Origin of the sequence: Luteibacter pinisoli, assembly GCF_006385595.1 — a bacterium.
In the GTDB taxonomy this organism is placed as follows: Bacteria; Pseudomonadota; Gammaproteobacteria; order Xanthomonadales; family Rhodanobacteraceae; genus Luteibacter; species Luteibacter pinisoli.
In genome coordinates this window covers 2317366-2331205 of sequence record NZ_CP041046.1, presented here as the reverse complement: position 1 = coordinate 2331205, position 13840 = coordinate 2317366, and the positions used below count along the sequence as shown (strand labels likewise).

Below are 13840 nucleotides of genomic sequence, written 5' to 3'. Positions count from 1 at the left end.
GAGACACCCCCGGGCATCACGATCGCGGCACCTCCCACCGAGTGCCGCCCGATGCCCGAACGCCCCTGTCGTAGTTTTGCCCTCGCACCCGGGCTGACCGTATGCCGGCATTGCATCGTTGCCGTGCTGAAAGGCGATACCTCGCCCGCGTCGCGATGGGTGGCTTTCGCCTGGGCCGTCGGCATCGCGTTTGCCGCCGCGGGCCTGATGGTCCTGTTGCATTCGCGGGGCGTATTAGCGTGGACGCTGGCGGTGACAGCCGTATGCGTCGGCGCGTTGATCGGTGCCGTCCTCACCGAACAGGGCGGCGTCCATCCTCGCGTTGCGCCGCGCATCGTGGCGGCTGACGGTGAAGAGACCGATGCTAGGTAGTTATACGTAAGACAGAAACACGCGTGTTCCTTAACCTCGGCGCCGCACACCGGGGCGAGCACCCTGGCTAGATCCCGCCAGCGGTACTGCGATGGACACGATTCAATTGAATAGACGCGCGAACCTACGCACCATCCTTGACGAGCTGGCGGTCGACGGGATCACCGGCGCCGTCACGCGCGCGTCCATCCTCGGCATCGACGACCGCGAACTGCTGGCGATGCTGCGCGGGAAGTACATCAGCAACGAAGCCGCCCGTGAAATCGAGTGGGCCATGCAGCGACGCGAAGGCTGGCTGGACGAAGACCACCGCCGCGAAACCCTCGACCATTAAGCGGTGCCGGCGATGCCGGCACCGCGACGCCGGTCAGTGACCCAGGTTGGAGAGGAAGCGCTTCGTGTACTGCAGCGTGCTGCTGGATGGCAGTGAGTTGCACACCGGCGAGGCCGTGCTCTGCGAGCAGGGCGTATCGCGATCCAGCGACCAGAAGTGCACGCCGGCCAGTTTGTTGGTGGCGGCGTAGTTGGTCACCGTATCGATGTCCGCCACCGTGAACACCTCACTGGAGACGTCGTTCACGCCGATCATCGGGGTGACTTCGATCTTGCTGGCCGGGATGCCATAGGTGTGCTCGAGGTTGAGCACCGACTGCACCGCGGACTGGCTCATGTCGCACGCGCCGTTCTTGACCACGCACACGCCCGCACCGGCGGCGCCGTAATCCATCGCCATCAGGTTGATGGTGTAGTTGGTCATGCCCGAGGCCTTCACCGCCTTCACCACCGTATCGCCGGTGCTGTTGAGGCCGCCAAAGCTGCCGTCGGAAGCGGCGAGGGTGGCGAGGGTGAACGACACGCGCAGGCCCGGATGGATGCTCTGCGCATACACCGCCTGGCTCACCAGCGAGCTCAGCTGCTGCGGCGTCTGCCCACCTTCGATATCGAAATCGATGCCGACCAGGTGCGAGCTGTTGTAGCGGTTGATGAACTGCGCCATCCCCGTGGCACTGCCGCAGGTAAACACGCCTGCCTGGCCACCCGTGGAGACGACGTAGTTGATGCCAGCCGCGTTGAGGCGCGCGACGTTCGCGTCGGCAAACGCCTGGCCGGGCACACCGCCCCAGTTTTCCGTACCGCATTCGCCGCTGGCAAAGGCCAGGGTGATGGCGCCGAGGTTGGGTACCTGGGTGGAGACCAGGCTGCCCGAACCCACCACCGGCAGGCGCGTGCCGGTGACCGACGTCGACATGATGTTGGTGTTCCAGTCCATGTTGATCGTGACGTCCTTATACGGACTGAAGAACAGGTCACCCGCGCCCGGGGGCGGATTGGTCGGCGGGGGATCCGTCGGCGGCGGGTCGGTCGGCGGCGTGCCGCCGCCGCTGCAGGCGCCCTGCGAGGTCCACGGCTGGCCGGAGCCGGCAGCGCCACTGCTGGTCGCCGGGTCGTTGCCCTGCGTCCACCAGTTGGCCTTGTAGTTCACGCCGTTCTCGCTGGCGAGGTTGCCACCGGTATAGACCGTGCCCGCGCTCCACGCCGCCGCACACGCGGTCGCGGCATTTGCCGGGGCCATGGGAATCACGGCGGAAAGGGCGAGGGCAATGGCGACGCCGAGCGTGCCAGTACAGCTTCCGAGCACAAGACGGGACCGAACACCTGCATTCACGTGCATGACGACTCTCCGTTTCGAGTGGTGTTGCCGAATGGTTTGGTTTCCCCCTGTCGCGGACCCGGTGTAGTCCCCAATGACAACGTTGTCTATTCGTGGATTGCCGTTTTGTGACCGGGTAGGCGAAGCCCTGGCTCACGCCATTTGTCGCGCTGCGACACGCTTTAGGAGAGGAAACCGTTTAACCGGGGGATCCAGCGTCGATCGGAAGGTGCTGCGCCGCGATAGGCTGGCCATGCACGAAAACGGACATCCTTGTCCGTTGATGACAACGTAGTCAGGATCAGCCAAGGTCTTTGATGCGGATGCTGCGGAACCAGATGCGGATGGGCGGGGTGCCCTTGTCTTCACCGCCCTGCAGGGAGATGTGGCCGCGGGTGAACTTGGCGAAGCCGGGCATCTTCGCAAACTTGGTCTTGCCCACCAGCGCGTTCCATTCGGGCGTCCAAAGCTGGGTATCGACCGTCTTGTGGCCGTTCTGGAAGAACTGCATGTGGCCGTGGTCGACGATGATCTCGACCTGGTTCCAGTTGCCGTTCTCGCGGACGTTTTCGATGTCCGAGGAGATCAGGTCGAAGAGGTCGCCGGAGCGTTCCTTGAGGGTGTAGCTGTCCGGCTTGGTGCAGACCAGGTCGGCGATCTGCAGCTCGGGGCCGGTTTCCCACGTGTACTTGTACTTCGGCGCTTCGCTGACGTTGAACATGACGCCGGCGTCCGCGCAGGCCGTCATTTTCCATTCGAGCTTCAGGTCGAAGTTCTCGTATTCGCCATCGGTGACGAGGTCGGCGAAGTCGGCGTCGGGGGCCTTGAGGTCGCGGTCGAGGCGGATGGCGCCATCGGCGATGCTCCAGTCCTTGCCGGTGCCTTTCTGCTGGAACGAGTGCCAGCCGTTGAGCGTGGTGCCGTCGAACAGCAACTTGAAACCCTGGCCGCGCTCGGCGTCCGTCAGGGTATTCGGCGCATCGGCTGCGTGGGCGACGGGCAGGGCGATGAGGCAGGCGAAGGCGAGGGCTTTGGCGCAGGGGCGAAGCATGGGCAACTCCGGCGGGGAAAACCCCGAGCATACAGACGTCCGGACGCCCTTACACTTTTCGGAATTTCTTGAGCTCGTCGGCAATCTGCTCGACCAGTGGCGTCGTCAGCCCCGGCTTGCGAATCGCCCTCAGCTGGACGCGCAGCGCGCGCAGATCCTGCTTGGCGCCCAGGGCGTCGGAAAGCTTCGCCATGGCGTGCGTGGCGGCCTTGTCCTGTTTGGCGCGATGGTGCGCTGTCTTGTGCGTGGCGCTGAGCACGCGCTTCCAGTACTGCAATTGCATGCGCATCCGGCGTGCGCGCCGCCGCCATCGATGCAGGTTGGCCGGCGTGGCGCCTTTTCGCACCCGTTTCTGTGCGCTGGCGACACGTCGCTGGCCGGCATCGAGTGCGGCCTCAACGACGCCTCGCTTCACGAGCCGCCAGGGCAGTCGTTCGATCAGGTCGCAAAGGTCGCGCATGGCATGGCGGCGCTTCAGGAACCGGGGGTCTTTATGGAGGGCCTCCACCAGGCGGCCGTCCCGGCGATGTTCCAGTACGAGGATCGCCTCGGCCCAGCCCGCCGAGGGCCGCGGGCCGCCCAGGTGCGTCGCGAGGGTCACCGCCACGTGGGCGTCCCGGAGGGGCGATAAGCCGGTGGCGAGCTTGCCGATGCGGGCTTCGATCTCGACCAGGGCGTCGCCGAAGACCTCCGAACCAAGCCGCAGCAGGCTCTTCAGCCGCCGCAGGCCCTTGCGTGCCGCGTGGATGCCGGCATGCCGATCCTTGGTGTTGGCCAGCGAACGGGCGATGCCGCGACATTCCCGGGACGCGAATAGCGCCATGGCCGTCGGAATGCTCATCGCGGGCTTTGGGGTCATCCCTTCGTATATAGCACGGCCGAGGCATCGGTGGCGTCGACGGGACTGACACCAGAGCGTCATGGAGGCTTGTTAGTTGTTGGGGGATACCGACCGGAGGCGCACGATGAACAGCACCGTCCTGACCAACCAGCCCGTTGGCTCCCCCGCCGTCCGCAGGCTAAGCCTGGGAATTTTCGGAGGCGTCCTTCTCGCCGCGGCGATCTACGTGGGCTCCCAGCTTGGCCACGACCTGCTCTCGGCGCCCTCAAGTCCGGCCTTCGAGTACGTCCTGCTTGGCATCGCGCTGCTGATCGCCCTGGGCTTTGAATTCGTCAACGGGTTCCACGACACGGCCAACGCCGTCGCCACGGTGATCTACACGCGCTCGCTCCCGGCGACCTTCGCCGTCGTCTGGTCAGGCACCTTCAACTTCCTCGGCGTGCTGGTGAGCAGCGGTGCCGTCGCCTATACGGTCCTGCAGCTGCTGCCCATCAACCTGGTACTTAACGTCGGCAGCGGCGTCGGCTTCGCCATGGTGTTTGCGCTGCTGATCGCGGCGATCCTGTGGAACCTCGGCACCTGGTGGCTCGGCCTCCCGTCATCCAGTTCGCACACGCTGATCGGCTCGATCATCGGCGTGGGCCTGATGAACCAGGCGATGAATGCCGGCAACGCGAATGCCGCGGTGGACTGGAGCCAGGCGCTCAGCGTCGGCAAGTCGCTGCTGTTCTCGCCCCTGATCGGTTTTGCGCTGGCCTGGCTGCTGCTTATCGCGCTGAAGACCTTCGTCAAGGTGCCCGAGCTTTACGCCGAGCCCCATGGCGACCAGCCGCCGCCGTTCTGGGTGCGCTGCCTGCTGATCACCACGTGCACGGGCGTGTCGTTCATGCACGGCTCGAACGACGGCCAGAAGGGCATGGGCCTGATCATGCTGATCCTGATCGGCACGGTGCCCAGCGCGTACGCGCTGAACCGGGCCGTCACCGCCGGGGAAACGCAGACCTTCGTGTCGGTGGCGCACCACGCGAGCGAGACGATCGCCCGCTACGCGCAGGGCGCCGTGCCAGTAGCGAATCCGCGCGCCGAGATCGAGAAGTACATCCAGACCCACCAGGCCACGCCGCAGACGCTCGGCGCACTGAACCAGCTGACCACGACGATCGCGGACCAGGTGGCGCAGCGCCCGTCGCTGGCGGACCTGCCGCAGCACGAGGTGAACAACGTCCGCAACACCATGTACCTGAGCTCGGAAGCGCTGCGGCTCATGGCCAAGGACAAGCAGCCGCAGTTCGCTGCCGAAGACCAGGCCGTGCTCGACAACTACCACGGCCTGCTGGACAAGGCGACGAAGTTCATCCCCACCTGGGTGAAGGTGGCCGTGGCCATCGCGCTGGGCCTGGGCACGATGGTGGGCTGGAAGCGCATCGTCCGCACGGTGGGCGAACGCATCGGCAAGGAGCACCTCACCTACGCGCAGGGCGCGTCGGCCGAAGTCGTCGCGATGCTGACCATCGGTGCCGCCGACCGCTGGGGCCTGCCGGTGAGCACCACGCATGTGCTGTCGTCCGGCGTGGCCGGCACCATGACAGCCAATGGCTCGGGCCTGCAGTGGCCCACGGTGCGCAACATGTTGCTGGCGTGGGTGCTGACGCTTCCCGTGTCGATCGCGCTGGCCGGCGGGTTGTTCTGGTTGCTACGCCACGTCTTCTAGGCGTTAGCGTTCGTCAAGCAACGCCAGCAAATCGTTCTGAATCGCCGTGGTGTATGCATCGATCGGGAGATCGTTGGGCATCACGTCGAACGGGTCTTCGATCTGGTCACCCAGGGCATCGAGGCCGAAGAACGTGTAGGCGAGGATGGCGACCACGACGGGCGTGAACCAGCCCATGACGCCAACGAGGCAGAAGGGCAGGAAGAAGCAGTACACGTGCACCGAGCGGTGCAGCAGCAGGATGTACGAGAACGGGATGGGCGTGCCGCTGATGCGCTCGCAGCCGGCCAGCACGTGCGAGAGCTGGCTGATCTTGCCATCCACCGTGGCGACAAGGATGGGGTCTGCTCCGTCGCTGCGCGCCGCCTCGGCAAACGCGATGCCCATGCGATGCAGCAGGTACGCCGGCCGGTTCGGTGCGGCGAGGATGTCCTCAGCCAACCGCGGCGACAACCAGCGGGTCAGTTCCGGCGTCGGGTCGCTGCCCCGCAGGTGGTGTCGCAGCGCGTGGGCGAAGGCGATGACCATGCCCATCAAGGTGGCGCGGGTGGTGGGGCTGGCCGAGGGCAGGAAGGCGCTGAGCTGACGGGCCAGGTCCCGGGCCACGATGAGCAGCTCCCCCCATAGCGTGCGTGCTTCCCACCAGCGCTGGTAAGCGACCTGGTTACGGAAGCCGAGGAAGATCGCGAGGGTGAGACCCATCAGGGTCAGCGGCGTGGCGTTCAGGCCGCCGCGAAACCAGCCGTATTTGAGGTCGAGTACCGCGACCAGCGCGGAGAGCAGCACCGCGTAGGCGACCCGCCGCCAGATGACCGGCATGATCGTGCCGCGGTAGGCGAAGAGGAGGGAGCGGATGCCGGGTGTGCGGGTGCTGGGGGGCATGGGAGAGGACAGGTTAGAGCGGTCGCACCCTGAAGGGCGTAAACGCACAGGGTGCGCTCCTACAAAGGGGCGGTGGGGTCGTCGGATTTCTTGCGGCGGCGCTTGGGGGCGGGTTGCGCGAGGAGCGCCTGGAGGTAGGCAACGCCTTCTTCTTCGGGGAACCAGGCCACGACGTCGGCGACGCTGAGCTTGTAGCTGATCCGGAGCGCATCGAAGGCCTGGCGAGCCTCGGCCAGCGGATCGACGCGTACGACCTTCGGGCGGCCGGGCTTGCGCTTCTCCGGCGGTGGTGCGGGCGGCGGAGCAGGGGCCGCGGCCGGCGCGGGAGCGTTGGCGGCCTGTCGGCGTTCGAGTGCGGCGAGTTCGTCCTGGAACTGCTTGAAGTCGTATTTACCGGACGAGTTCATCACATCAATCTGCCACTACGTTGCGTCGATTATCGCACGGGCAGATGTCGGAAATTTGAGAATGAGGGACATGCTTCGTCGCTGGCGTCTCACCGGACCGGCCTGTCGGGCCGATCCGGCATCAGCGGCCGATCAGCCAGGCACGCGGGCTTCCGAGCCCGTTGAGATGTCATCGGCGTTGTTGCGCTTGAAGACATCCTTCGCCACGTCGCGCTGGTGGCCATCGTCCACGTGCACCGAAATCAGGATGCTGCCTTCGCGTACCTTGGCGTCATAGCGCTTGGCCTCGAATTCGGGGATACCCATGCCGACCAGGGCACCGATCAGGCCGCCCGTCGCCGTGCCGACCGCGGCGCCGCCGAGCGCCGCCATGATCGGACCAGCGGCAATGAAGGGGCCGACGCCGGGAATCGCCAGCGCGCCGATGCCGGCAAGCCAGCCGAGGCCCGCGCCCAGGCCAAGACCCACGACGCCACCGGCGGTGGCGCCCTCCGGTGCCTTGGTGTGGTGCTCATGCGCGAAGTCGCGGGTGCCACGGCGGTCAGGCAGCAGGGCCGAGATATCGTCGCTGGTGAACCCAGCCTGCTTCAGCTCCAGCACGATGTGCTCGGCCTGCTCGACGGTGCGGGTGGTGCAATAGACGGACGCTTTCATGGCATGCCTCGCTGGGTTCAGTGTTTGATATCGAGCTGGTTGTCGACCTGGGTCACGCCGGCGACGCCCTTGGCGAGCTGCTCCACGCGGGCCTTCTCGGCGACGTCCTTCACGGGCCCGCGCAGCGTGACCGTGCCGTTGGACGCAATGAATTTGACGTTGTGAGCCATCGTCGAAAGGCTGTCATCGTCGACGATGGCCTTGCGCACGGCGGCGGCGACCTTGATGTTGGCCGCGTCATTGGGTTGATCGATGGGCGTGCCATGGTCACCGCTGCGGTCACGCTTGTTGATCTGGGTGTTGTCGACCTTGCTGGCGTCCTGCGCAAAGGCGGGTGCCGCTGCCATGGCGAGGCACAGCAGAGCGGCCACGGGACGTAAGGAAAAGCGGTGTAGGGACATGGGGGCGCTCCGCACGGGGGATGCGCCCAGTACGCCGCAGCGGGCGTGAACCAGTGGTGCAGCGGGTGTCCAGAGCGGGGCGACTACCCCGTCTGCCGGTTAACTGGATCAGGCCGCGCGGAAGGTGACGACCAGCACGTCGCGGTGCGACGCTTTCGCGCTATCCAGCGCCGTGACGGGCGTGACGCCGTGGAACACGCGCGGATCGTGGATCAGCGCGGCATCGAACGCATGCGTGAGGGTGAACTCACCCAGCTCGCGCCCGTCCGGCGAATGAATCGTCGTCGTACCGCTGGCGATATTCTCGCGATCGACCAGCAGTACCAGCACATAGTCGACGCCGTCGCGGTGGCTGCCTTCCGGCGTCGGCTCGCCTGCCGCGCCCGCCGTAGCCTCGATCCGGAACTGGTGCACTTCGATATGCCAGCGCGGCACCTCCGGCGAGAGGCCACCGAAGAAGTCACGGCAGAAGTCGAGGATGCTCGACATGGTCGGGCCGCTCGCGATTTCCGGCAGGACGGGTTCGAACCAGCGCTCCAGGTCGCCCTGCAGCGTGTTGTAGGCCAGCGTCTGGAAGTGGGCGCGGTGCGCGCGCGGTTCGACATGGCCGAAGCGCTCGGCGGCATAGATGGCGTGCCGGCGGCGGCGGAAGCGGCCCGTGGCTTCGAGATACGTGTCCGGTTCCAGGGCGTTCCAGCTGGCGGCGAAGGCCTCCCAATCCTTGAGCGGCCCCGAATGGCCCACCAGTTCGCGCATCGTCTCGCCGCGTACGAAGGCGAAGCCTTCGTCGTGTACCTGGTCGTGGAGGGTGGTTTCGGTCGCTTCGAGGGGGGCGTTCATCCGCGCAGTATACGCCCGGGGGGCGGGCCCGCAGCGCGGCAAAACGGCGCTACGGAAAGCGCTGGGGCTTGTCCAGCGCGCTGAGCAGCGGCCCGTCACGGCCGTAGATGTCGTTTTTGTAGGCGAGGCGGCCGTCGTCATCGACGTCCACCGTCCAGTAGGCCAGAAGGATCGGCACGCTGGTCGGCAGGGTGACGTTCTGGGTCTTGCCCGCGGCGATGCGTTGGTCGATCGCGTCGCGATTCCACTTTTCCTCGTCGTTGAACAGCAACTGGACCAGGTCCAGCGGGTGCTCGACGCGAATGCACCCCGAACTGGTATCGCGTTTGGCCTTCGAGAAAAGCTCCTGGTGCGGCGTATCGTGCAGATACACCGAGAAGGTGTTCGGGAAGCGAATCACCACCTGGCCCAGCGAGTTGCCGGGGCCGGCGTCCTGCCGCAGCGTGATGCCGCGCGGGTTGGACCAGTTCACCTTGGCAGGGGAAAGCGTGTTGCCCGCACTGTCCAGCACGCGAATGCGGTTGTTGGCCAGGTACGCCGGGTTGGCGCGCACCTTGGGCAACATGTCGTTTTTCAGGATCGTGGGCGGCACCGTCCACGTGGGGTTGAAGGTGATGTAGGTGATATCCGAGCGGAAGATCGGCGTGCTTCGATACGGCTTGCCGACCTGCACGCGCGATTTCCACACAGGATTGCCGTCGCGATAGAAGGTGACCTTGAAGCCGGCGACATCCACGACGACAAAGGTGGTGGGCAGGGCATGCAACAGCCAGCGCGCACGCTCGAGGTTGGCGCGCACCTGGCCGATGCGCTGGGCCACCGGCACGTTCAGGGCAGCGAGCGTATCCGCGCCCACCGCACCGTCCACGTCGAGATTGTTGTCGGCCTGGAAGCGCTTCACCGCATCGGTGACCGGGTTGTCGTAGTGCTGGCCATGCGCCAGCGTCGTGTCGAGGTAGCCGCCGGCGACGAGCCGTGCACGCAGGGCGCTCACCCGCGGATCCTTCATGCCCGGTTTGAGGGAATCGCCCTCGGGCACCGTGGGCCAATCGCCATTCGCCGCCGTCGCGCGCAACTGCACCAATCCATCGCGCAGCTTCGCGTACAGGGGATGCTGGGGACGGGCCATGGCAAAGGCCTGGTCCACAGAGCGTTCGTCGATCGAGGTCTCCAGCATGGCCAGGCCCTGCTGCGGGTCGATCGCCAGCGGGTCGATGTTCCACACCGGGTCCAGCCGCGTCGGGTCCACCTTGCCACGGGCCAGCTGGACGAGCGCGGTGATGTAGGCGCGGGTCGCCATCAGGTCAAAATCGGCATGTTCAGCGGCGCCAGCGTCTTTATACCCGGGTGCTTCCCAGATCCGGCGCAGCGCGTCCAGGCCGTAGTCCTGGGGCAGCAGGCCGTCGCCATCGAGGGACGCCAGGCCAGCGAATAATTGGTCGACGTTATGGCTGTCGGACCAGGCCGGGGCGTAATGCCGCTGGGTGTAGAAATCCGACAGCGCCTGGCCGATGGCCGCCTGCTGGCGCGAAATCGGGCCGCCCTGGAGCGGTGCCAGCGCCATGATCCGGCCATAGACCGCCTGGGCGGCGGGGTCATCCGGCGGTGGGGGCTGCGGCACGACGCCGCCGGCGGATGACCCCGGCGCTGGCGCAAGGATGGGCGGCGGGCTGGCGGCGGAGACGGCGGCCGAGGGGGTCTGGGCCTTGCCGCACAAGGGCAGGGCCGAGAACAGCACGATGACGGCCAGGAGGCCATGCAACCGCTTTTCCATAGTCATTGCCTATAGCTTCCAGTGTTTCGCGCGGTGGTTGCTTCACGCTTTTCACATATATGAAGGGCACAGATGTGACGATGTTGTGGTCAGTAAATGATCACCGCGTTAGGATCGGGCAGTCTGTAATCCCCCGGTTGGCCTGATGATTCGAACGATACGTACGCTTTTGGCGTTCGCACCGCTCCTCGGTGCGGTCGCCTTCCTCCCGCTCCAGGCGCATGCCGCCGACTCCCTCGGTGACGCGCTGGCCAAACTGGCCCCCTCCGCCGACCCCAAGGTGATTGGACTCGCCGTCCAGGCCTCGGAGTGCGCGCAAAGCCAGGGTGGGCCGCAGTCCAACCGCCTGGCGGTCATCGATTACTCGAAGCCGTCGTCCGAGCCGCGCCTGTGGGTGTTCGACACGGTGAACCGCAAGCTGCTGTTCCAGGAGCTCGTGGCCCACGGCAAGAACAGCGGTGACGGCAGCAGCACGAAGTTCTCCAATGCCCCGAACAGCCTGGCTTCGAGCATCGGCCTGTTCCGCACGTCTGATACGTACATGGGCAAGAACGGTTATTCGCTGCGCATGACGGGCCTGGAGCCCGGCGTGAACAACAACGCACTCGCGCGCGCTATCGTCATCCACGGGGCGGCGTATGTCAGTGAAGCCATGGCGCATGCCGCGGGCCGCATTGGCCGCAGCTGGGGTTGCCCGGCGGTGAGTACCGCCATTGCCCACAAGCTGATCGATGCGCTGAAGGGCGGGCAGATGGTGTTCTCGTACTACCCGGACCAGAAGTGGCTGGCGTCGTCCGGCTACCTGAAATGCAACGCCAACCAGCTGGCCAAGGCTGAAGGCAACGCCACCGCGCGCGCGGGGATCTGATCCTCGCGGCCCGTGTCGGCTAGAATCCCGGGAACCTCACCGTGGAATCGAGCATGAAACACGTTCTTGCGATCGCCGGCTGCATCCTCCTGGCCGGCTGCGCCACCAGCGGCATGAAAGACACCCTGCCCAAGCTCAGCAGCAAGACCGGCAAGAACGTGCCGGCCTATGTGCAGTGCGTGGTGCCGAAGTGGCAGGCGCTGTCGAAGGACGCGAAGGGCGACGCGAAGGACGACAAGGGCGTGGTCACGTCCAACGACGATGGCAAGCATGAGCGCCTGGAAGTCACGGCCAACGCCTCGGGCGCCCAGGTCGTGATGTTCGAAATGCAGAAGGGCAAGGGCGACTACGACGGCCGCTTCCGCGACGAAGCGATTTCCTGCCTCTAATCGTTCGCCTTGATCCCCTGCGACGGCACCGCGCCGTCCAGGGGTTCGACCAGCTCGGGCGCGTTGTTCTTCGGCGAGCCCACGGCCCTGGGTACCGGGTAATAGACCAGCTCGGGCTCGTTCGCCGCTTCCAGCAGCGGCAGCGCGACGTCGGCGGGTGCGAACAGCCAGTCCTCCCAGGCGTCAGGCGCGAGGATCACCGGCTGGCGGTCATGGATATCGCCGCCCACCTTGCCCGGCTCGCCGGTAATGATGGTGTAGCTGCGCAGCGGCTCGCCATCCTCCCCACGCCACACCTCCCATAAGCCGGCGAACAGCAGCAGGCTGCCGTCCGGTGGCCGGATGAAGAACGGCTGCTTGCTGCCTTTCTCGCCCTGCCATTCGAAATAGCCGGACGCCGGGACAAGACAGCGGCGCTTCTTCACGGCCGAGCGGAAGGCTGGCTTTTCGGCAAGGCCTTCACGCCGGGCGTTGATCAGCCGCGTACCGATCGAGGTGTCCTTCGCCCATGAGGGCACCAGGCCCCAGCGATGCAGGCCCACGTGGGCATGGCCTTCCTCGCCGCCTGTCACCACCAGGGCCCGCTGGGTCGGGGCGATATTGAAGTGGTCGTCGCGCTGGTTGATCTCGCTGGAGAGGTCCAGCTCCAGGCGCTCGAGCACGTCGCGGGCTTCCCGCGAGAGGCTGGCCGGTCCGTAGGTGGCGTAGCGTCCGCACATGCCTCCGAGGCTACGCTTTTTTTCTGTAGCGTTCGCGCTGCCTTTATACGCACATTGCTGCACTCAACCTCCCGAGAGCTGCCGGAGCGTGCCATGGGCCATGACCTGGACGAAGAATCCCGCATCGACGTCGAGTGCCTGCGCGACAGCAGCGCCCATGACGTCCCTCGTTTCACCTGGGACTACCGGGTATTTGCCCGCGACGGGACCACGATCATCGACACCAGCGACAGTGGCGGGGTGTCATACGACTCGCAAAAGATGGCCATGTCCGAAGGCTGGCGGATGGCGCGGGAATCGCTGGCGCGGCTGGACCGCTAGCCGGATCTAGCCGGCGGACGAGGCGTCAGGCTCGCGGGCGCGGTCGATCGCGGCGAGGAGCTGCGAGCGGTCGAACGGCTTTTCGAGGAACACGGCGTGCCGCGGGAAGGGCGCCAGGTCCTGCGGCAGCCGGCTGGACACCACGACCACGGCCGTTTCCGGCCGCTCGCGCAGCACGGCCTGGATGATGCTCGTGCCCCGGCGCTCGCCCGGGGTATCCGCGTGGATCACAAGCACCGCCAGGTCCGGCATGTTCTGGTAGGCCCGCTTCGCGTCCCGGTAGGTCACGGTGGCGCGGGCGGCATACCCGGCGTCGTCCAGGACCATGGCAACCGTCTCCGCCACCATGCTTGCGCGGTCAAAAACAAGGGCGTCGGGGCGGCTGCTCATGGGTGCAGTGTAGAGCTGAATCACGGACTTTGCGCAGGTTATTCCGTGGCTTCTTCCGGCGGCCAGTCGGCATTGATCGCCTTCACCTGCGCGGCCAGGTCGCGAACTTCCTGATCACGGTCGGCAATGCGTTTTTCCTCAGCGGCCCGCTGCGCAGCGTAGTCGTGGTTCGTGCCCTGCACGGCGTCGTTCACCAGGCGGCAGGTCGCCTCCAGGTTGGCGGCCCGGGTGTGGAAGCCGAGGCGGTCGGCCAGGATTTCCAGGCGCATGCCGGGCTGGGTCTGCTCCAGGGCGCGGGCGCGTACGGTAAACACCTGTTGCCATTCGCGCTCGGGCGCGCCTGTCAGTACGGCTTCGACACGGGGAATATCGGGGCGATCGAACTGGCCGATGTCGTCCACGGCCTCGAACGATTCGATGTCGATCCAGTCGCGGCTGGCCATGGGGGCGTCTTCCTGGGTGCGTGGCGGGGCCGCATTGTTGGGTCCGAAGCGTGCAGGCTGCGTCATGGCACTTCACCGGCGTTGCACATGTGCGAAAGAATGCTTGCCAGGTCCCCCACGGAGTTC

Annotated in this window: 18 protein-coding genes; 6 read left to right on the top strand and 12 right to left on the bottom strand. The window is 66.1% G+C overall.

Going from position 1 to position 13840, the window contains the following annotated elements; genetic code table 11:
- The first annotated feature begins 51 nt into the window (after nucleotides 1-51).
- Nucleotides 52-372, top strand: coding sequence for a hypothetical protein (locus FIV34_RS10610; RefSeq protein WP_139982515.1), 321 nt, complete (start codon nucleotides 52-54; stop codon nucleotides 370-372).
- A 106-nt stretch (nucleotides 373-478) separates the two neighbouring features.
- Nucleotides 479-706 (top strand): hypothetical protein, encoded by a 228-nt coding sequence (locus FIV34_RS10605; protein WP_139982513.1) that lies wholly within the window; start codon nucleotides 479-481, stop codon nucleotides 704-706.
- Between the two features lie 33 nt (nucleotides 707-739).
- Here the strand turns inward: FIV34_RS10605 and FIV34_RS10600 are convergent, their stop codons facing one another.
- The 3 genes from FIV34_RS10600 to FIV34_RS10590 form a co-directional block, all read right to left on the bottom strand.
- Nucleotides 740-2044: a carbohydrate-binding protein gene (locus FIV34_RS10600; protein ID WP_139982511.1), complete on the bottom strand. Its 1305-nt coding sequence runs from the start codon at nucleotides 2042-2044 to the stop codon at nucleotides 740-742.
- A gap of 280 nt (nucleotides 2045-2324) precedes the next feature.
- Entirely contained in the window at nucleotides 2325-3074 is a 750-nt protein-coding gene (locus tag FIV34_RS10595) for a 3-keto-disaccharide hydrolase (RefSeq protein WP_139982509.1), read from the bottom strand.
- A gap of 49 nt (nucleotides 3075-3123) precedes the next feature.
- Nucleotides 3124-3915: a CHAD domain-containing protein gene (locus tag FIV34_RS10590; protein WP_170207576.1), complete on the bottom strand. Its 792-nt coding sequence runs from the start codon at nucleotides 3913-3915 to the stop codon at nucleotides 3124-3126.
- Between the two features lie 124 nt (nucleotides 3916-4039).
- Here FIV34_RS10590 and FIV34_RS10585 point away from each other — a divergent pair, with 124 nt between their 5' ends.
- On the top strand, nucleotides 4040-5626 hold the full coding sequence (locus FIV34_RS10585; RefSeq protein ID WP_139982505.1) for an inorganic phosphate transporter: 1587 nt from the start codon (nucleotides 4040-4042) through the stop codon (nucleotides 5624-5626).
- Between the two features lie 3 nt (nucleotides 5627-5629).
- Here the strand turns inward: FIV34_RS10585 and FIV34_RS10580 are convergent, their stop codons facing one another.
- From FIV34_RS10580 to FIV34_RS10555, 6 genes are all read right to left on the bottom strand, one after another.
- Nucleotides 5630-6508: a bestrophin family protein gene (locus FIV34_RS10580; protein WP_139982503.1), complete on the bottom strand. Its 879-nt coding sequence runs from the start codon at nucleotides 6506-6508 to the stop codon at nucleotides 5630-5632.
- A gap of 59 nt (nucleotides 6509-6567) precedes the next feature.
- Nucleotides 6568-6915, bottom strand: coding sequence for a 2-hydroxyacyl-CoA dehydratase (locus FIV34_RS10575; RefSeq protein WP_139982501.1), 348 nt, complete (start codon nucleotides 6913-6915; stop codon nucleotides 6568-6570).
- Between the two features lie 132 nt (nucleotides 6916-7047).
- Nucleotides 7048-7569 carry a hypothetical protein gene (locus FIV34_RS10570; RefSeq protein ID WP_139982499.1) on the bottom strand — a complete coding sequence of 174 codons (522 nt, stop codon included), beginning with the start codon at nucleotides 7567-7569 and terminating at the stop codon, nucleotides 7048-7050.
- Between the two features lie 17 nt (nucleotides 7570-7586).
- The gene (locus tag FIV34_RS10565) at nucleotides 7587-7916 is read right to left on the bottom strand and encodes a BON domain-containing protein (RefSeq protein ID WP_139982497.1); all 330 of its coding nucleotides are present in this window, start codon (nucleotides 7914-7916) and stop codon (nucleotides 7587-7589) included.
- A 162-nt stretch (nucleotides 7917-8078) separates the two neighbouring features.
- Nucleotides 8079-8810 carry a 2OG-Fe dioxygenase family protein gene (locus FIV34_RS10560; protein ID WP_139982496.1) on the bottom strand — a complete coding sequence of 244 codons (732 nt, stop codon included), beginning with the start codon at nucleotides 8808-8810 and terminating at the stop codon, nucleotides 8079-8081.
- Nucleotides 8811-8859: 49 nt separating this feature from the next.
- Nucleotides 8860-10590 carry a L,D-transpeptidase family protein gene (locus FIV34_RS10555; protein WP_139982494.1) on the bottom strand — a complete coding sequence of 577 codons (1731 nt, stop codon included), beginning with the start codon at nucleotides 10588-10590 and terminating at the stop codon, nucleotides 8860-8862.
- A gap of 139 nt (nucleotides 10591-10729) precedes the next feature.
- Between FIV34_RS10555 and FIV34_RS10550 the strand changes: the two genes are divergently transcribed.
- Together FIV34_RS10550 and FIV34_RS10545 are read left to right on the top strand one after the other, a co-directional pair.
- Nucleotides 10730-11452, top strand: a complete 723-nt coding sequence (locus tag FIV34_RS10550) for a murein L,D-transpeptidase catalytic domain family protein (protein ID WP_139982492.1) — start codon at nucleotides 10730-10732, stop codon at nucleotides 11450-11452.
- Between the two features lie 53 nt (nucleotides 11453-11505).
- A complete protein-coding gene (locus FIV34_RS10545) occupies nucleotides 11506-11841 on the top strand; it encodes a hypothetical protein (RefSeq protein ID WP_139982490.1) in 336 nt (111 codons plus the stop codon).
- Here FIV34_RS10545 and FIV34_RS10540 read toward each other — a convergent pair.
- On the bottom strand, nucleotides 11838-12560 hold the full coding sequence (locus tag FIV34_RS10540; protein ID WP_139982488.1) for an SOS response-associated peptidase: 723 nt from the start codon (nucleotides 12558-12560) through the stop codon (nucleotides 11838-11840). The genes FIV34_RS10545 and FIV34_RS10540 overlap by 4 nt on opposite strands.
- A gap of 93 nt (nucleotides 12561-12653) precedes the next feature.
- Between FIV34_RS10540 and FIV34_RS10535 the strand changes: the two genes are divergently transcribed.
- Complete coding sequence (locus FIV34_RS10535; RefSeq protein WP_139982486.1) at nucleotides 12654-12881, top strand: hypothetical protein; 228 nt, start codon at nucleotides 12654-12656, stop codon at nucleotides 12879-12881.
- A gap of 6 nt (nucleotides 12882-12887) precedes the next feature.
- On the opposite strand, the gene FIV34_RS10530 is transcribed toward FIV34_RS10535, so the two are convergent.
- Both FIV34_RS10530 and FIV34_RS10525 read right to left on the bottom strand, forming a co-directional pair.
- Entirely contained in the window at nucleotides 12888-13208 is a 321-nt protein-coding gene (locus FIV34_RS10530; RefSeq protein WP_211352623.1) for a DNA-binding transcriptional response regulator, read from the bottom strand.
- Nucleotides 13209-13309: 101 nt separating this feature from the next.
- A complete protein-coding gene (locus tag FIV34_RS10525; RefSeq protein WP_139982482.1) occupies nucleotides 13310-13780 on the bottom strand; it encodes a hypothetical protein in 471 nt (156 codons plus the stop codon).
- Nucleotides 13781-13840 lie beyond the last annotated feature (60 nt).